Annotated in this window: 15 protein-coding genes and 1 tRNA gene; 13 read left to right on the top strand and 3 right to left on the bottom strand. The window is 67.8% G+C overall.

Features of this window, described 5'->3' with window-relative positions; translation table 11 throughout:
• Positions 1–89 precede the first annotated feature (89 nt).
• From pyk to GBZ48_RS21370, 3 genes are all read left to right on the top strand, one after another.
• Positions 90–1,589, top strand: coding sequence for a pyruvate kinase (gene pyk / locus GBZ48_RS21380; RefSeq protein ID WP_174472845.1), 1,500 nt, complete (start codon positions 90–92; stop codon positions 1,587–1,589).
• A 295-nt stretch (positions 1,590–1,884) separates the two neighbouring features.
• Positions 1,885–3,357, top strand: a complete 1,473-nt coding sequence (locus GBZ48_RS21375) for an MHYT domain-containing protein (RefSeq protein ID WP_174472844.1) — start codon at positions 1,885–1,887, stop codon at positions 3,355–3,357.
• 82 nt (positions 3,358–3,439) lie between these two features.
• Positions 3,440–4,258, top strand: coding sequence for a formate/nitrite transporter family protein (locus GBZ48_RS21370; RefSeq protein WP_174472843.1), 819 nt, complete (start codon positions 3,440–3,442; stop codon positions 4,256–4,258).
• A 63-nt stretch (positions 4,259–4,321) separates the two neighbouring features.
• On the opposite strand, the gene GBZ48_RS21365 is transcribed toward GBZ48_RS21370, so the two are convergent.
• Together GBZ48_RS21365 and GBZ48_RS21360 are read right to left on the bottom strand one after the other, a co-directional pair.
• Complete coding sequence (locus GBZ48_RS21365; RefSeq protein ID WP_174472842.1) at positions 4,322–5,254, bottom strand: hypothetical protein; 933 nt, start codon at positions 5,252–5,254, stop codon at positions 4,322–4,324.
• Between the two features lie 607 nt (positions 5,255–5,861).
• Positions 5,862–5,938, bottom strand: a tRNA-Arg gene (locus GBZ48_RS21360).
• A gap of 285 nt (positions 5,939–6,223) precedes the next feature.
• On the opposite strand from GBZ48_RS21360, the gene GBZ48_RS21355 reads away from it, so the two are divergent.
• The 8 genes from GBZ48_RS21355 to GBZ48_RS21320 all read left to right on the top strand — a co-directional run bounded on the left by GBZ48_RS21355 (position 6,224) and on the right by GBZ48_RS21320 (position 14,906).
• Positions 6,224–7,282 carry a LacI family DNA-binding transcriptional regulator gene (locus GBZ48_RS21355; RefSeq protein ID WP_246307361.1) on the top strand — a complete coding sequence of 353 codons (1,059 nt, stop codon included), beginning with the start codon at positions 6,224–6,226 and terminating at the stop codon, positions 7,280–7,282.
• 29 nt (positions 7,283–7,311) lie between these two features.
• A complete protein-coding gene (locus GBZ48_RS21350; protein ID WP_174472840.1) occupies positions 7,312–8,343 on the top strand; it encodes an ABC transporter substrate-binding protein in 1,032 nt (343 codons plus the stop codon).
• A complete protein-coding gene (locus GBZ48_RS21345) occupies positions 8,340–9,227 on the top strand; it encodes an ABC transporter permease (RefSeq protein WP_343049617.1) in 888 nt (295 codons plus the stop codon). Before GBZ48_RS21350 ends, GBZ48_RS21345 begins: the two co-directional genes overlap by 4 nt.
• A gap of 5 nt (positions 9,228–9,232) precedes the next feature.
• Entirely contained in the window at positions 9,233–10,036 is an 804-nt protein-coding gene (locus tag GBZ48_RS21340; RefSeq protein ID WP_174472839.1) for an ABC transporter permease, read from the top strand.
• 28 nt (positions 10,037–10,064) lie between these two features.
• The gene (locus GBZ48_RS21335; protein ID WP_174472851.1) at positions 10,065–11,114 is read left to right on the top strand and encodes an ABC transporter ATP-binding protein; all 1,050 of its coding nucleotides are present in this window, start codon (positions 10,065–10,067) and stop codon (positions 11,112–11,114) included.
• A gap of 40 nt (positions 11,115–11,154) precedes the next feature.
• Positions 11,155–11,973, top strand: coding sequence for a phosphodiesterase (locus GBZ48_RS21330; RefSeq protein ID WP_174472838.1), 819 nt, complete (start codon positions 11,155–11,157; stop codon positions 11,971–11,973).
• Positions 11,974–12,083: 110 nt separating this feature from the next.
• Positions 12,084–13,070, top strand: a complete 987-nt coding sequence (locus tag GBZ48_RS21325) for an ABC transporter substrate-binding protein (RefSeq protein ID WP_174472837.1) — start codon at positions 12,084–12,086, stop codon at positions 13,068–13,070.
• A 171-nt stretch (positions 13,071–13,241) separates the two neighbouring features.
• Complete coding sequence (locus tag GBZ48_RS21320; protein WP_246307360.1) at positions 13,242–14,906, top strand: ABC transporter permease; 1,665 nt, start codon at positions 13,242–13,244, stop codon at positions 14,904–14,906.
• Between the two features lie 20 nt (positions 14,907–14,926).
• Here the strand turns inward: GBZ48_RS21320 and GBZ48_RS21315 are convergent, their stop codons facing one another.
• Positions 14,927–15,943, bottom strand: coding sequence for an oxidoreductase (locus tag GBZ48_RS21315; protein WP_174472835.1), 1,017 nt, complete (start codon positions 15,941–15,943; stop codon positions 14,927–14,929).
• Positions 15,944–16,276: 333 nt separating this feature from the next.
• Here GBZ48_RS21315 and GBZ48_RS21310 point away from each other — a divergent pair, with 333 nt between their 5' ends.
• A complete protein-coding gene (locus tag GBZ48_RS21310; RefSeq protein WP_174472834.1) occupies positions 16,277–17,236 on the top strand; it encodes a carbohydrate ABC transporter permease in 960 nt (319 codons plus the stop codon).
• Complete coding sequence (locus tag GBZ48_RS21305; RefSeq protein WP_174472833.1) at positions 17,229–18,119, top strand: carbohydrate ABC transporter permease; 891 nt, start codon at positions 17,229–17,231, stop codon at positions 18,117–18,119. The genes GBZ48_RS21310 and GBZ48_RS21305 overlap by 8 nt, the downstream gene beginning before the upstream one ends.
• Positions 18,120–18,121 lie beyond the last annotated feature (2 nt).

Raw genomic sequence — 18,121 nt, 5'->3', positions numbered from 1 at the left:
AGATGTGTATAAGAGCAAGCCCCCGCCCGCTTTCGCCCCCTGCCCCGCACGCACGGTGGCCCATTCTCTCCTTCGGAGTCCGTTACGCCATGAGCACCGCCAAGCCGATCCGCCGTTACCGGCAGACGAAAGTCGTCGCCACGCTGGGTCCGTCCTCCTCCTCGCCCGAAATGATCCGCCGCCTGTTCGAAGCCGGCGTCGACGTCTTCCGCCTGAATTTCAGCCATGGCAGCCACCAGGACCATGGCGAGCGCGTCCGCGCCATCCGTGCGCTGGAGGAGGAGACCGGCCGCCCCATCGCCATCATGGCCGACCTCCAGGGGCCCAAGCTGCGGCTGGGCCGCTTCGCCGACGGGCCGGTGACGCTGACCGCCGGCCAGTCCTTCTGCCTCGACCTGCTGGCCGAGCCGGGTGACGCCCGCCGCGTCGGCATGCCCCATCCGGAGATCTTCGCCGCCCTGGTGCCGGATGCCGAACTGCTGCTGGACGACGGCAAGGTGCGGCTGCGGGTGACCGCCTGCGGCGCCGATTTCGCCGAGACGGTCGTGGTGTCGGGCACGAAGCTGTCGGACCGCAAGGGCGTCAACGTGCCGGGCGTGGTGCTGCCGCTGTCGCCGCTGACGCCCAAGGACCGCGCCGACCTGGACTTCGCCCTCGACCAGGGGGTGGACTGGGTGGCGCTGAGCTTCGTCCAGCGGCCGGAGGACGTGGCGGAGGCACGCAAGCTGATCGCCGGCCGGGCCGCCCTGCTGTCGAAGCTGGAGAAGCCGCAGGCGATCCAGCATCTCGACCGCATCGTCGAGATGTCGGACGGCGTCATGGTGGCGCGCGGCGACCTGGGCGTGGAGATGCCGCCGGAAGACGTGCCGTCGATCCAGAAGCGGATCATCCGCGCCGCCCGTTCGGCCGGCAAGCCGGTGATCGTCGCCACGCAGATGCTGGAATCGATGATCTCCGCCCCCGCCCCGACCCGGGCCGAGGCGTCGGACGTCGCCACCGCGGTGTTCGACGGCGCCGATGCCGTCATGCTGTCGGCCGAGACCGCATCCGGCGACTATCCGGTCGAAGCCGTGTCGATCATGGACCGCATCGCCCGGCGGGTGGAGGGGGACCCGCTCTACTGCGGCCTGATGGATGCGCAGCATGCCGACCCGGAACAGACGGAATCGGACGCCATCACCGCCGCCGCCCGTCAGGTCGCCCATACGGTGAAGGCGGCGGCCATCGCCACCTACACCACCAGCGGCTCCACCACGCTGCGGGCGGCTCGCGAACGGCCGGAGGTGCCGATCCTCTGCCTGACCGAGAGCGCCGCCATCGCCCGCCGGATGGTGCTGGCCTATGGCGTCCACGCCGTGCTGACGGAGGATGTCCAGAGCTTCTCCGACATGGTGCACAAGGCGGCGCGGCTGGCCTATGTGCATGGGCTGGCCGAGGAGGGGCAGCGGCTGGTGATCACCGCCGGCGTGCCGTTCGGCATGCCGGGATCGACCAATATCCTACGAATCGCCTGGGTCGAGGCGCCGAGCCGCCTGGAGCGCGAACGCGAGGCCCGTGCCCGCCAGCCGATGGTCTTCGCCGACGCCTGACCGCATCCTACCTTCCGCCGACCGCCAGGCTTCCGTTTCGTATAAACGGAGGCTTGGCGGAGCACCAAATGCACAGTGCTTCGGCCTGGCGTTCTATCGACTCCTATGCTCTTGACACCGGTCAAATAAAGATAGCTTTTTAGCTAACTACCGGACGTTGACCGGTGCCGCCCGATACCCGACCGTCGGAGTTGGGGTTTCCCGCTTCTTGAAGCCCGGCCGGTTGGACGGGTTATATCGAAGATCGGCGGCACGACGGTCGGCGGCGGTCAGGTGTTTTTCAGGAGTGTGGTGGATGTCGATCCAACTGGCCGGACTGTGCTTCACGACGGCGTCCGGCCTGCCGTTCTCCCACGACCATTGGCTGGTGGCCCTGTCCTATGCCGTCGCCGCCTTCGCCTCCTACTCCGCGCTGGACATGGCGGAGCGGATGCACCGGACGGACGGCGCCGCCCGCATGATGTGGCAGGGCTGCGCCGCGGCGGCGCTGGGCGGCGGCATCTGGGCCATGCATTTCATCGGCATGCTGGCGCTGACCATCGACACGCCGATCGCCTACGATCCGGTGAAGACCCTGCTGTCGCTGGTGACCTCGGTCGCCTTCGTCGCCGTCGGCTTCCGCATCATCCAGCGCCGCCGCTCCCCCGCCACCATCGCCGCGGCCGGCGTCATCGTCGGGCTTGGCGTGGCGACGATGCATTATCTCGGCATGGCGGCGATGGTGCTGCCGGCCCGCATCGCCTACGAACCCACCCTGTGGGGCCTGTCGGTCGCCATCGCCGCCGCTGCCGCCGCCGCGGGGCTGTGGCTGGCCACCCGCATCCACCGCCTGCTGGAACGCACGCTGGCCGCCCTGGTGATGGCGGTGGCCGTCTGCGGCATGCACTACACCGGCATGGCGGCCCTGGTGGTGCAGGTCGATCCAACCCTGATGGCGGCGGACGGCAGCCTGGGCGACGGCGTGTCCAGCGGTCCCCTGGCCGCGGTGGTGGCGGTGGCGGCCTTCGGCCTGCTGCTGCTGGCGCTGGTCTCGGCCATGGCCGACCGCAAGGTTTCCGCCGCGTCGGCGCGCGAGGCCGCCGCCCTGCGCATTGCCAACCTGGAGCTGGAGGCGGCGCGCCTGCAACTGGAGGCGAACCAGCGCGAGATCATCCGCCGCCTGTGCAGCGCCGGCGAATTCCGCGACAACGAGACCGGCCAGCATGTCGCGCGCATGGCGCAGATCTCCCATCAGCTGGCGCTCGCCGCCGGCTGCACCGCCAACTATGCCGCGCAGGTGCTGGAGGCGGCCCCCCTGCACGACATCGGCAAGATCGGCGTCCCCGACCAGGTGCTGCTGAAGGCCGGCCGGCTCGAGCCTGAGGAATGGGTGATCATGCGCCGGCACGCCAGCATCGGACAGCGGCTGCTGGCCGGCAGCGGGCTGCCCCTGCTCGACCTCGCTGCCGAGATCGCCGGGACGCATCACGAGAAATGGGACGGCACCGGCTATCCCGCCGGCCTGCGCGGCACCGAAATCCCTCTGTCCGGCCGCATCGTCGCCATCGCCGACGTGTTCGACGCCCTGCTGTCCGCGCGCCCCTACAAGGAGCCCTGGCCGCTGGAAAAAGTCGTCACCTTCATGCGGGAGCAGGCCGGCCTCCATTTCGATCCCGAACTGGTGACGGTGTTCCTCGACAGGCTCGACGTCATGGTGGCGATCCGCGGGCGCTTCGTCGATGAGGAACACGATCCGCGGCTGCTGGCGGAATCGAGCGCAGCCGAATAAGGCCCCGGATCGCATCGCCTTCCGCAACGCCTTGCGGTGACGGCTGTTCTGGTGCGGGACCACCGCTGCCAGGACACCGCCCTTGCCAGACACCAGCGACACCGGCCTGAACCAGGATGAACGGGAGGAGATCAGGGAGCGGTCCAACCCGCCGGCCCTGATCCTGCACGAAGCGATCCGGCTGGAGGGGCAGGAAGAGCTGAAGCGGTCCACCTCCTCCCTTCTGTGGTCCGGTCTGGCGGCCGGGCTGTCGATGGGCTTTTCCATGGTGGGCGAGGCGTTGCTGACGACCCATTTGCCGGACGAGCCCTGGCGGCCGCTGATCGCCAGCTTCGGCTATTGCTTCGGCTTCCTGATCGTCATCCTCGGCCGCCAGCAGCTGTTCACCGAGAACACGCTGACGGTGATCCTGCCCCTGCTGCACCGCTGGTCGGCCGGCACCCTGACGGCGGTGGTGCGGCTGTGGGCGCTGGTCTTCGCCGCCAACGTCGCCGGCACCCTGCTGTTCTCCGCCTTCGCCGTGGGGACGGAGGCCTTCTCCCCGCAACTGCGCGCCGCCTTCGTCGAGCTGGGGACCACCGCCGCGCGGTCGGATTTCATGACGACGACCTTGCACGGGATTCTGGCCGGCTGGCTGATCGCCCTGCTGGTCTGGATCACGCCGTCGGTCGGACAGGCGCGCTTCTTCGTCATCGTCGCGCTGACCTGGCTGATCGCGCTCGGCAAATTCGCCCATGTCATTGCGGGATCGGTGGAGGTGTCCTTCGCCGCCATGTCCGGCGAGATCGGCTGGGGCCGCTATGCCTTCGGCTTCCTGCTGCCGTCGCTGATCGGCAACGTGCTGGGCGGCGTCGGGCTGGTGGCGCTGATCAACCACGCCCAGGTGCGGGAGGACCGGTGAGGGGGCGATGCCGGCGCATTCCTGCAAAAGCCCCCGCCCCGGTCGGAGCGGGGGCCGGCAGCATCAGGCGGCGAACATCGCGGCCCAGTCGCTCCGCTGCTGCGGGAACAGGCCGACAAAGCCGCCGGTCGAATCGCTGGCGACTGCACCGGCGCCGAAGGCCACCGGCTGTGGGTCGGCAGCCTGCAATCCGCCGATGGCCGCCGTCAGATCGGCGGGAGCGGCGTCGACGACACCGGCCTGCAAGGCGGCCTCGCCCTGCGGCGGCATGGCGACAGCCTGGGCCATCGGCGCACCCGCCGGAGGAACAGTGGAATCCAGGACCTTGTAGGCGACACCTTCGAAGTTATAGGTGGCCGATGAGGTCTTGATGATGCTGTCGCGTTCGACCTCACTGGCCGTATAAAAATGAGTTCCGTTGGTTTTGTTGAAGAACCGGTAGAGGGATTTGGCATTCGGGTTGGTGCTGTCGGAAGACAGAGCCTTGTAAGCCTCCCCTTCGAACGAATAGGTGTCCGAAGAATTGGCGATTACGTTGTCCCGTTCACCTTCGCTCGACGTGAAGAAGTGGGTGCCAGTACGCTTGTTGAAGAATCTGTACACCGTGATCGGGTCAGACGTCGTGGCTGTCGCCGCATTGAAGGCTGGACCTTCATAAGAGAAGTTGTTGAAATTTTTGTAAATATTATCGCGTTCACCCTCTGAAGAGGTGAAGAAATGGGTTCCGGTCGACATGTTGAAGAACCGGTAGATCGGGCGCCCCGAGTCGACGACCGTTTCCGGCGTATTTTTCGAATCGCCCCCGATATCCTCGGTAACGGTCAGAGCCAAAAAGGCATTATCAGTTCTTGATGAACTAACGATGCTAATATAATAAAGACCGCTATATTCTGGCTTGAATGACTTTATTTGAGTAGGATTATAAGATTCCAGATAAAGCCCGAGTGAATTTTTGTTTACATCAAGTAAGTAACCTGATGAGTCATAAAGCGGCATAGTTTTATTTTCCGGAACGTCAAATGATATATTGTATACCGCGTCAGATCTCATCCTAACGGTCACAAACCTACCATTTGAAGCAGGCTGCATCCCAGATACAGTTCCAATTGCCTCATATGTACTTGATGTACTGGGTGCGAAGGTAACTGTCCCTGCTGGAAGCTTCCACGCCAATGAGGAACGAAAAAATGTGGCATTTACATCTGGCCAGGACGGATTTCTGCCCATTCCAATATCTCCTTTGCCCGATACACGCAGTACGGACATCAATCCATTAGAGAAAAAAGATCTACGTTGCGTTCATGCAACCTAAAGGTATTGTGCGAAATGGGTAAGCTTCTGTCCACCACAATGATGTAAAATTTCGCATGCATACGCGGGATTTTTGTCGCAGCACGTAGAGGCGGAATTTTGCAGGCTTCGGCGCTCTGAGCCTGAAGCCCTGATCGACGGGGATGAAGTTCCTTCGCGGCGAACAGCGAACGCCGAACGAGCGCACAGTACCGCTGTGCGCTGACAATCAAAAATGTGGAAAATCTGAGAGAAGAGGCGAAACGCGCTAGAGCGGATTTGACTGTTAAATCAACGCTCTAGCGCAAATCGATGGCGGACCCGACGAGATTCGAACTCATGACCTCTGCCTTCGGAGGGCAGCGCTCTATCCAGCTGAGCTACGGGTCCATCGCTGGTGGAGGCGCAACATAGCCCAAGCCATTCGGGGACGCAAACACAAAAATCATAGTTTTTTCGACGGCTTGCGGACGAGCCCGTCAGCTCTGCGACCACTGCCTTCGGAGGGCAGTGCTCCTGCCGATCCGGAGCGATGGAAACGTTTCCATTCTTCACGAAACCGTTTTCACGGCGTCATGCGATTGCAACACAGCGCCGCCACTCTGCACCCGCGCCGGATCGGCCGGCGCCGGAAACAACAGCCTGGAACATGGGTGGCGGATGGTGCGGGGCGGGATGCGGGCGGGCGATGGACGGCTGGCGGACGGACGCGCGATGGACCGCGTGGCGACGATCCGTGACGTGGCGGCGCGTGCCGGGGTGTCCATCGCCACCGTGTCGCGCGTCCTCAACGGCAGCGGCAACGCCACGCCGGAAACCATGGAGAAGGTCCGCGCGGCCGCCTCCGACCTGTCCTTCCGACCCAGCACCATCGGCCGCAACCTGAAGGCGGCGCGCACCCGCACCGTCGGCGTGCTGGTGCCGTCGTTGACCAATCCCGTCTTCGCCGAAAGCGTCGCCGGCATCCAGGACGCGGCGGCGGAGGCCGGCTACAGCGTGCTGATCGCCTCCACCGACTACGATCCGGGGCGGGAGGTGCGCGCCATCGAAGGGCTGCTGTCCAACCGGGTCGAAGGGCTGGTGCTGACCGTCGCCGATGCCGACCGCAGCGGGTCGCTCGACACGCTGGACGAGGTGCGGCTGCCCTATGTGCTGGCCTACAACCAGCCGGAACGGGTGCCGCGCGCCCATGTGTCCGTCGACAATGTCGCGGCCTCCCGCGCGGTGGTGGAGCGGATGGCGGTGCTGGGCCACCGGCGCATCGGCATGATCGCCGGGCGGTTCCGCCAGTCCGACCGCTCGCGCCGGCGCCATGCCGGCTGGTCGGCGGCGCTCGCCGATGCCGGGCTGCCGCCGGGACCGGTGGTGGAGGTCGATTTCAACGAGCTGCGGCTGGCCCACCGGCTGGCGCCCCTGCTGGAGGGGCCGGAGCGGCCGACGGCCTTCTTCGCCTCCAACGACATGCTGGCGCTCGCTGCCATCCGGGCCTTACGCGACCTTGGCCTGTCGGTGCCGGACGACCTGTCGGTCTGCGGATTCGACGGCATCGAGGTCGGGCGGCTGATGGCGCCAAGCCTTGCCACCCTGGTGCAGCCGGCCCGCGCCATGGGCGCCACCGCCTTCGAATGCCTGCGCACCGGCTTTTCCGGCGAATTGCAGGGCCGCGCCGTGATGCTGCCCTTCACCCTGCGGCCGGGCGAATCGCTCGGACCGGCACCGTCCAAAACGACTTAAGCGCTTCCTGAACGGAGAACCCCCGGATCATGTTCAAGCCGCTCCTGCCCCGCCCATTTCTATTGGGCGCTGCCGCGCTGGCCGCCGCCTTGACCACCGTGGTGACGCCCGCCGCAGCCGCGGAACCGACCGCCATCTGCTACAACTGCCCGCCGGAATGGGCCGACTGGGCGTCGCAGCTGAAGGCGATCAAGGCCGATCTCGGCATCGCCGTGCCGTTCGACAACAAGAACTCGGGCCAGGCGATGGCCGCCATGCTGGCGGAGAAGGACAAGCCGGTGGCCGACGTCGCCTATCTCGGCGGGCCGGTCGGCATCCAGGCCAAGGCGGCCGGCATCGTTACCCCCTACAAGCCGGCGGGCTGGGCCGACATCCCCGACGGGATGAAGGATGCCGACGGCAACTGGTTCGCCATCCACAGCGGCACGCTGGGCTTCTTCGTCAACACCGAGGCGCTGGGCGGCAAGCCGGTGCCGCAGAGCTGGGCCGACCTGCTGAAGCCCGATTATTCGGGCATGGTCGGCTATCTCGATCCGACCAGCGCCGCCGTCGGCTATGTCGGCGCGGTGGCGGTCAATCTGGCGCTGGGCGGCGATTACGGCAGCTTCGACAAGGCGGTCGGCTGGTTCAGGGACTTGCAGAAGAACCAGCCCATCGTGCCGAAGCAGACCTCCTACGCCCGCGTGCTGTCGGGCGAGATTCCGATCCTGATCGACTATGACTTCAATGCCTACCGCGCCAAATACACCGACAAGGCGCCGATCGCCTTCGTCATCCCGACGGAAGGCACGGTGTCGGTCCCCTATGTGATGGCGCTGGTCAAGAACGGCCCGAACCCGGACAACGGGAAGAAGGTGCTGGACTATGTGCTGTCCGACAAGGGCCAGACCCTGTGGGCCAACGCCTTCATGCGCCCGGTGCGCGCCGAGGCGATGTCGCCGGAGACCGCGGCCAAGTTCCTGCCGGCCGCCGACTATGCCCGCGCCAAGCCGGTCGATCTGGTGCGCATGGCCGAGGCGCAGAAGGGCTTCATGGACCGCTATCAGGCGGAGGTGAAGTGAGCGCCTGCGTGCAGGACGCCCCCCTCCCCCACCGGCCGGCGGCCCGTCCGCCGGTCCGGCCGGGGTGGACGGGTGAACCGCTGCGGCTGGCGGCCCTGCTGGCGCCGGCGGCGGCGGTGTTCGCCGCCTTCTTCCTGCTGCCGCTGGTCCGGCTGATCCTGATCGGTGCCGGCGGGACGGCGGGGTGGTCGGCCTATCTGACCACGCTGGCCGATTCCGGCCATCTCGACAGCCTGATCTCCACGCTGGCGCTGTCGGCGGGGGTGACTTTGGTGACGCTGGCGGTGTCGACCGTTGCCGGGCTGTTCCTGGTGCGCAACCGCTTTCCTGGCCATGCCCTGCTGGTGGCGCTGCTGACCTTTCCGCTGGCCTTTCCCGGCGTGGTCATCGGCTTCATGGTCATCATGCTGGCCGGGCGGCAGGGGCTGATCGGCACCATCACCCAGGCGCTGGGGGCGGGGAAGCTGGTGTTTGCCTATTCGATGGCCGGGCTGTTCCTCGGCTACGTCTATTTCTCGATCCCGCGCGTCATCCTGACGGTGATGGCGGCGGCGGAGAAGCTGGACCCGCGGCTGGAGGAGGCGGCGCGCTCGCTGGGTGCATCCTCCTGGCGGGTGGTCGCCGACGTCATCCTGCCGGCGCTGAAACCGGCGCTGATCTCGGCGGGTGCCCTGTGCTTCGCCACTTCGATGGGTGCGTTCGGCACCGCCTTCACGCTCGCCACCCGGATCAATGTGCTGCCGATGACGATCTACACCGAATTCACGCTCCAGGCGAACATCGCCGCGGCGGCGGCGCTCAGCGTCCTGCTCGGCCTCATCACCTGGGCGGCGCTGGCGGTGGCGCGCAGCGTCGCCGGCACGTCGGTTGCGGCGGCGGGGTGACGGCGATGCACAGTCTTTCGAACCGCCGCGGCTGGGGCTTCTGGCTGCAACTGGGCTTCACCCTGCTGGTCTGCGCCCTGCTGACCGTTCCGATGGCGATGTCGATGCTGGCCGGGCTGACCGCCAACTATTTCGTGGGCCTGAAGAGCGGCCTGACCCTGCACTGGGTGGACGAGGTTCTGCGGGTCTATTCCGGCACGATCCTACTGTCCCTGCAGATCGCCTTCGCCTGTCTGGCCTGCACGCTGGTCCTGGGCGTGCCCGCCGCCTATGCGCTGGCGCGGCGCCCCGGCCGGATCGCCCGGCTGGTGGAGGAGATGCTGATGATGCCGGTCGCCATCCCCGGCCTCGCCACCGCGCTGGCGCTGATCGTCACCTATGGCGGCGTGGGAGACCTGCGCAGCAGCTGGCTGTTCATCCTGATCGGCCATGTCCTGTTCACCCTGCCCTTCATGGTGCGTGCCGTGCTGGCGGTGATGGGCTCCATCGATCTGACGACGCTGGAGGAGGGGGCGGCCAGCCTGGGCGCCGGCTTCCTGCGCCGCTTCGCCACGGTGGTGCTGCCCAACTGCCGCTCCGGCATCCTGGCCGGGTCGCTGATGGTGCTGACCCTGTCGGTCGGCGAATTCAACCTGACCTGGCTGCTGCACACGCCGCTGACCAAGACCTTGCCGGTCGGGCTGGCCGACAGCTATGCCTCGCTGCGGATCGAGATCGGCAGCGCCTACACCCTCGTCTTCTTCCTGATGATTGTGCCGAGCCTGATCCTGATGCAGGGTCTGTTCAGGCGCGGCCGTCCGTCCGTTTGAGGTCTTCTCCACAATGCCAGACAGCGTGATGCAGAACAGCTTCCACCTCGACGCCGTGCCGATCCGCCTGGAGCGCTGCGGCAAGACCTTCGCCGGCGGCGCCCGCGCGCTGGAGCCGCTGGACCTGACCATCCGCGGCGGCGAGACCATCGTCTTCCTGGGGCCCTCCGGCTGCGGCAAGACCACGACCCTGCGCATCATCGCCGGGCTGGAAAGCCCCGATCCGGACGGCCGCGTGCTGTTCGGCGAGGAGGACGTTACGGCGCTTCCCATCGAGCGGCGCAATGTCGGCATGGTGTTCCAGAGCTACGCCCTGTTCCCCAACATGACGGTGGCGGAAAACGTCGCCTACGGGCTGAAGGTGCGCAAAATTGCCCGCGCCGACCGCGGGCGCCGGGTGGAGGAGATGCTGGATCTGATGCATCTCGGCGAGTTCGCCGGGCGGCGGATCGACCAGCTGTCGGGCGGACAGCGGCAGCGGGTGGCCCTGGCCCGCGCCCTGGTGGTGCGGCCGCGCGTGCTGCTGCTGGACGAGCCGCTGACGGCGCTGGACGCCAAGCTGCGCGACAGTCTGCGGCTGGAGATCGACCGGCTGCTGCGCGGGCTGGGCATCACCGCCGTCTATGTCACCCACGACCAGGGCGAGGCGATGGCGCTGGGCGACCGCATCGTCGTGATGGCCAAGGGCCGGGTGGCGCAGGTGGGCACGCCGCGCGAGATCTATTACCAGCCGGCGGACGGTTTCGTCGCCGACTTCATCGGCACGATGAACCGGCTGGGCGGACTGTCACGCGGCGGCACGCTGTCCATCGGGTCGGCGACGCTGCCCTGGAGCGGGCCGGAGGGTGCCGTGGAGCTGCTGGTCCGGCCGGAGGATCTGGCGCTGGCCGGCGAGGCCGACGGGCATCTGGGCGGCACCGTCGCCGCCGCGGTGTTCCTGGGCGACCGCACCCGGCTGGTGGTGGAGCCGGCGGATGGGCCGGCGCTGACGGTGGACGCCGCCGGGCGCAGCGAACTGGGCCGCGGCGACCGGGTCTGGCTGCGGGTCGATCCGGCAAGGGTGCTGGCGGTTCCGTAACGCTCGCGAACGAACACTCAAGCCCTCAAAAGGCCCATCCATGATCATCGTCCAGATCACCGACACCCACATCAAGCCGCCCGGCCGCCTCGCCTACCGGCGCGTCGACACCGCCCCCTTCCTGGAACGTGCCGTCGCCGCCATCCTGGCGCTCACCCCGCGCCCCGACGTCATCCTCGCCACCGGCGACCTCGTCGATGCCGGCGATGCCGAGGAGTATGAGCGGCTGCTCGGCCTGCTGCGCCCGCTCGACATCCCGCTCTTCGCGGTGCCGGGCAACCATGACGAGCGCGCCGGGCTGGCCAAAGCCTTCCCCGATCTGGCGGCGCGTGTCGGCGGCAGCCGTTTCTTCCACTACACTGTGGAGGAGTGGCCGGTGCGGCTGATCGCCATGGACACCGTCCTGCCCGGCTCCGGCGCGGGCGAGGTCTGCGCCGAGCGGCTGGGCTGGCTCGACGCGCGGCTGGCCGAACAGCCGGACCGGCCGACCATCGTCTTCCAGCATCACCCGCCCTTCGATACCGGCATCGGCCATATGGACCGGCTGGGGCTGAGCGGGGCGGCGGACATGGCCGCGGTGGTCCGCCGCCATCCCCAGGTGGAGCGGGTGCTGTGCGGCCATCTCCACCGGCCGATCCAGGTGCGTTGGGCCGGCACCATCGCCTCGACCGCGCCGTCCACGGCGCATCAGGTGGCGCTCGACCTGCGCGACGACGCGCCGTCGGCCTTCGTGATGGAGCCGCCGGGCTATCAGATCCACATGTGGCGCGCCGACACCGGGGTGGTCAGCCACACCGCGATGGTCGGCGACTATGACGGCCCCTATCCCTTCTTCAAGGACGGAAAGCTGATCGACTAGCCCCGATTGCCAGCCCCTATTGATTGATCTGGACCTTTCCGTCCATTGTCACGCGCCTGTCATCGGTATCGCGTAAGACAAGGCTCCCCGATCCAACGGAGACGACAGAGATGAAGGCGTTCCTCGCCACCCTCGCCACCGTGCTGACCCTCACGTTCGGACAGGCGGCACTGGCCGACGGCGCCACCGGCAAGCTGGTGCTCTACACCTCGCAGCTGGAGCCGGACGCCCGCCAGACGGTGGAGGCCTTCAAGGCGAAGAACCCCGGCGTCGAGGTGGAGTGGATCCGCAACGGCACCACCGAGCTGATGAACAAGCTGCGCGCCGAGTTCACCGCCGGGGCGCCGCAGCCGGACCTGCTGCTGATCGCCGACGCGGTGACAATGGAATCGCTGAAGGCGGAAAAGCGGCTGCAAGCCTATGAGGGCGCTCCGGTCGCCGGCTACCGCCCCGGCACGCACGATGCGCAGGGCTACTGGTTCGGCACCAAGCTGATCACCACCGGCATCGTCTACAACACCGCCGCAGCGATGAAGCCGACCTCCTGGCAGGATCTGCTGAAGCCGGAGGCCAAGGGCACGACGGTGATGCCGAGCCCGCTCTATTCCGGCGCAGCCGCCATCCATATGGCGTCGATCAAGGCACAGCCGGCGCTGGGCATGGCCTATTACGAGGCGTTGCAGCGCAACGGCGTCACCGCGGCCAAGGGCAACGGCGGCATCCTGAAGGACGTGGCCGGCGGGGCGAAGCTCTACGGCATGATCGTCGATTACCTGCCGATCCGCGAGCATCTGAAGGGCGCGCCCGTCGCCTTCGTCTTCCCCAAGGAGGGCGTCAGCGCGGTCAGCGAGCCGGTGGCGATCCTCAGCACCGCGAAGAACCCGGCGGCGGCGAAGGCCTTCATCGACTTCCTGCTGAGCCGCGAGGGGCAGGAGCTGGCCTCGGCCCAGGGCTTCCTGCCGGCGCTGCCGGGGGTGAACCCGCCGCCGGGCTTCCCCGATCCGGCCGGCATCACGCTGCTGCCCTACGACCCGGCCAAGGCGCTGGCCGAGGACGAGGCCAACAAGCGCGCCTTCGCCGACCTGTTCGGCGGGTGAAGTGAGGCTTGCGGATCGCGAAGGATCCCCTCTCCCCCCTGGGGAGAGGGTTAGGGTGAGGGGGATACGTTGCGAGGATCCACAAGAATCGCGTACCCCGATCCGTCTGTGAAAATCCACACCATGCATCCCCCTCACCCCGACCCTCTCCCCGGGGGGGAGAGGGGGATTTTGGCGGGTGGCCGAAGGACGGGAGAGGGCTTTTTCCTGCTCGTCGGCCTGCTGGTGCTGCTGCCCGTGCTGCGCCTGCTGTGGGAGGCCGGCGACGCCACGGTGCTGGACCGCGTATTGAACTCCCCCGCCACGTGGCGGGCCACCACCAACAGCATCGCCATTGCCGCCGGCGCCACGCTTGCGGCGGCGCTGATCGGCGGGCCGTTCGCCCTGCTGATCGGACTGACGAATCTGCGCGCCCGCACGGCGATGAGCTTCGCCCTGATCCTGCCGCTGATGATCCCGCCGCAGATCGTCGCGATGGCCTGGACCCACCTCGCCGGGTCGGGCAGCCCGATCCTGAAGCCGCTTGGGCTGGCTCCCCCGGTCGGCACGGCGAACCCGGTGCAGTCGTCCGCCGGCATGATCCTGGTGATGGGGATCGAGCATGCGCCGCTGGTCTTCCTCGCCCTGCGCGCGGCGCTGCGCGCCATTCCCGGCGACGTGCTGGAGGCGGCGCGGGCATCCGGTGCCGGGCCGTGGCGGGCGGTGCGCGGCGTGGTGCTGCCGCTCTGCCTGCCGGGGCTGGTCGCCGGGCTCGCCATGGCCTTCGTCGCGGCGCTGGGGAATTTCGGGGTGCCGGCGCTGCTCGGCGTGCCGGCCGGCATTCCGATGCTGCCGACGCTGATCTACCGGCGGCTGGCCGGCTTCGGGCCGTCTGCCCTGCCGGAGGTGGCGGTGCTGGCGGCGTTGATCGGCATCGTCGCCTGTCTGGGCATAGCCCTCCAGACCATCCTCCAGGCACGCATCGCCAGCCGCCTGCCCGGCGGTGCCCGGCCGCTGGCCGAGCTGCCGCTCGGGGCGACCCGCGCGCCGGTGGAGTTGCTGGCCTGGAGCGTGCTGACGCTGCTGGTCGCGGCACCGCTGACGGCGCTGCTGGCGACCAGCCTCGTCAGCGTCTATGGCCTGCCCATCGGTTTCGGCACGCTGACGCTGTCCCATTACCGCGAGGTGCTGACGCTCGATCAGGTCGGGCGGGCCTTCGCCAATTCGCTGCTGCTGTCGGGATCGGCCGCAGCGCTGCTGGCCCTGCTGGCGGTGCCGCTGGCCCATGCGATGGCGCTGAGTGGCGGCAGCGGGCGGATCGCGCGGGCGGTCGGCGTGCTGGTGGAGTTGCCGCATGCCGTGCCGGGGGTGGTGCTGGGCATCGGCTGCATCCTGCTGTTCCTGAAACCGCTGCCGGGGCTGGGCGTCAGCCTGTACGGCACGCTGTGGATCATCCTGGCGGCCTATCTGGTCCGCTTCCTGCCGCTGGCCCTGCGGCCGGTGCAGGCGGCCTGCGCGGCACTCGACCCCACCGTGGAGGAGGCCGCCCGCGCGCTGGGGGCCGGACCGCTGCGGCGGCTGGTGACGGTGGTGGCGCCGCTGGTCGCCCCGGCGGCGGCGGCCGGCGGGCTGCTGGTCTTCCTGACCGCCTTCAACGAGCTGACCGTCTCCATCCTGCTGTGGTCGCAGGGGCGGGAAACGCTGGGCGTCGTCGTCTATGCGCTGGAGGAAGGCGGCAGCCCGACGCTGGGCGCAGCCCTCGGCGTCATCGCCATCCTGGTGGTGCTGGCCGCGATGCTCGCCGCCGGCAGGTTCGGCCGCCGCCTGCCGCCGGGCGTGGTGCCCTGGCGGAGTTAAGGGGCGGAGTCAGAGTTCCATCAGGCCGGCAGTCCCGCCGCCTTGCGCACCGCCTCCAGCACGCTCAGCACGTCGCGCGCCTGCCCGGCGGTCACCGGCGGCGGTGCGCCGTCGAGGATGGCGGCGGCCACGCCGCGGTAGAAGGCGGGATAGTCGCCACGCAGCGTCTCCACCCGGCGCTCCGTCCCGTCGGCCCGGACCAGCAGGGCGTGATTCTCGGGATCGTCGGTGCCCCAACCGGCTTCGGTCGGCAGCCGGCCGGCGCGGAGCGCCTCCTCCTGCCCGTCGATGCCATGCTTAAGGAAGCTGCCGCCATCGCCATGCAGCTGGAAGCGCGGCCCCGGCCGGCAGACCACCGTTCCGCAATGCAGGATCGCCCGCATCGGCCCATAGCCCAATACGATGTGGAACCAGTCGTCGACCTGCGCGTCCGGCCGCTGCGCGCCGACATCGGCGAGGATGCGGTCGGGCATGCCGAACAGGGTCACCGCCTGATCGATCAGGTGGGCGCCGAGGTCGAACAGCACCCCCGAGCCGGGCAGCGTCCGTTCGCGCCAGCCCTGCTTGATCTGCGGGCGGAAGCGGTCGTAATGCGCCTCGTAGTGATAGGGGCGGCCGATCTCGCCCGCCTCCAGGCAGGCGCGCAGGGTCAGGAAGTCGTTGTCCCAGCGCCGGTTGTGGAAGACGGTCAGCAGCCTCCCCTGCCGCTCGGCGAGGTCGATCAGTTCGCCGGCCTCCGCCGCGGTGGTCGCCATCGGCTTGTCGATCACCACATGCTTGCCGGCCAGCAGGGCCTCGCGGGCCAGGGGGGCGTGGCTGGTGTTGGGGGTGGCGATCACCACGAGGTCGATGGTGGGGTCGGCGATCACCGCCTCGGCCGTCGTCGCCGCCGCCCCTGGTGCAGCGCGGCGGATGTCGTCGATGCGCGAGCTGGCGACCGCCGTCAGGCGCATACGAGGTTCGCTGCGGATCAGCGGCGCGTGGAACACCGACCCGGCAAGGCCAAAACCCAGCAGACCGACCGACAGGCTCTTCATCGTCCAGTGTCCTCTTCGCAAAAGGCTTATCCGACAGACCATGGCGTCCGCGCGGCCCCGGCGCAACAGCGCCCGCATCGGCATAGCATCGCCCCGGCCGGCCGGGCGCACCTCTGTGTAACAGCCACGTAACAACACGGGCGCCGGGAAAGCGCCGCGTTACCAAATTGTCCGCCCCGCCCATCATCGGCAGCGTACAGTGACCGCCAAGCGAACGACCGTCTTGCAGCGGTCCAACAGCAACGCGTCACGGGAGGGAACCGACATGCGCGACCTGCATCCGTGTGCGACGCCGGCCCGAAAGCCGGCCCGAAAGCCGATGAGGCTCGCACCATGACCTTGCAGACCCCATCCTACCGGCCGGCAGCCGGAGAAGAGGCCGCCCCCGGCAGCGCCACCCCGCCCAAGTCGGGCGGGCTGCGCGCGCTGGCGCAGCGGCACCTGTCGAAGCTGGTGGTCGCCCCGTCCTTCGCGGCGATCCTGCTGTTCGTCTACGGCTTCATCGTCTGGACGGTCTATATCAGCTTCACCAATTCGAAGATGCTGCCGTCCTACGAGCTGGTCGGCGCCGATGCCTTCTCCAAGCTGTGGCGGATCGAGCGCTGGTATGTCGCCATCGAGAATCTGCTGATCTTCGGCGGGCTGTTCATCGGCATCAGCCTGATCGTCGGCATCCTGCTGGCGGTGCTGCTCGACCAGCGCATCCGCGGCGAAGGGGCGTTGCGCACCATCTATCTCTACCCGATGGCGCTCAGCTTCATCGTCACCGGCACCGCCTGGAAATGGATCCTCAACCCCGGCATCGGCGTCCAGCAGTTCGTCCGCGACCTGGGCTTTCCCGGCTTCACCTTCGACTGGATCGTCCAGCAGGACACCGCCGTCTACACGCTGGTGATCGCCGCGGTCTGGCAAAGCTCCGGCTTCGTGATGGCGCTGTTCCTGGCCGCACTGCGCGGCGTCGACCAGGAGATCATCAAGGCGGCCTATCTCGACGGCGCCAGCCTGCCGCGCATCTATTGGGGCATCGTCCTGCCGTCGATCCGGCCGGTGTTCATGAGCGCCTTCGTCATCCTCGCCCACCTCGCGGTCAAGAGCTACGACCTCGTGGTGGCGCTGACCGGCGGCGGTCCCGGCTATGCGTCGGACCTGCCGGCGACCTTCATGTACGAGATGACCTTCCGCCGCAACCAGATCGCCATCGGATCGGCCAGCGCGCTGATGATGCTGGCGACCGTGGTGGCGATCATCGTGCCCTACCTCTATTCCGAACTGAAGGGAGGCAAGCGTGTCTAGCCTGACCTCCGCCCTGCCGCCGGCGCAGGGCACCGGCGCCCGCATCGCCCGCTGGAGCCTGTACCTGATCCTTCTGCTGTTCGCGGCCTATTACCTGCTGCCGCTGCTGCTGATGATCGCCACCTCCTTCAAGAGCCCGGAGGAAATCCGCACCGGGTCGCTGCTGTCGCTGCCGCGCGACTTCAGCCTGGATGCCTGGAGCTATGCCTGGAACCGCGCCTGCATCGGCGCCGACTGCCGGGGCATGGCCCCTTATTTCCTCAACTCCCTGGTCATCGTCGGGCCGGCGGTGATCATCTCCACCTTCTTCGGGGCGCTGAACGGCTATGCCCTGACCAAGTGGCGGTTCCGCGGCGCCAACATCGTCTTCGGCATGATCCTGTTCGGCAGCTTCCTGCCGTCGCAGGTGATCCTGCTGCCGATGGCGCAGACGCTGGGCTTCCTCGGGTTGGCCGGCAGTGCCGGAGGGCTGATCCTGGTGCATGTGGTGTACGGGCTCGCCTTCACCACCCTGTTCTTCCGCAACTATTATGTCAGCATCCCCGACGATCTGGTGAAGGCCGCGACCATCGACGGCGCCAGCTTCTTCCAGATCTTCACCAAGATCATGCTGCCGCTGTCGCTGCCGATCCTGGTGGTGACGATCATCTGGCAGTTCACCCAGATCTGGAACGACTTCCTGTTCGGGGCGTCCTTCGCGGCGGGCGGCGCACAGCCGGTGACGGTCGCGCTGAACAACCTCGTCAACACCACCACCGGCGTGAAGCAGTACAACGTCGACATGGCGGCGGCGATGATCGCCGGCCTGCCCACCCTCGTCGTCTATGTGCTCGCCGGGAAATACTTCATCCGCGGTCTGACCGCCGGCTCCGTCAAGGGGTGATC

The sequence above is a fragment of the Azospirillum melinis genome (assembly GCF_013340935.1).
GTDB lineage: Bacteria > Pseudomonadota > Alphaproteobacteria > Azospirillales > Azospirillaceae > Azospirillum > Azospirillum melinis.
The sequence above is the reverse complement of the archived record's forward strand: the minus strand, read 5'-3'. Positions and strand labels throughout refer to the sequence as shown.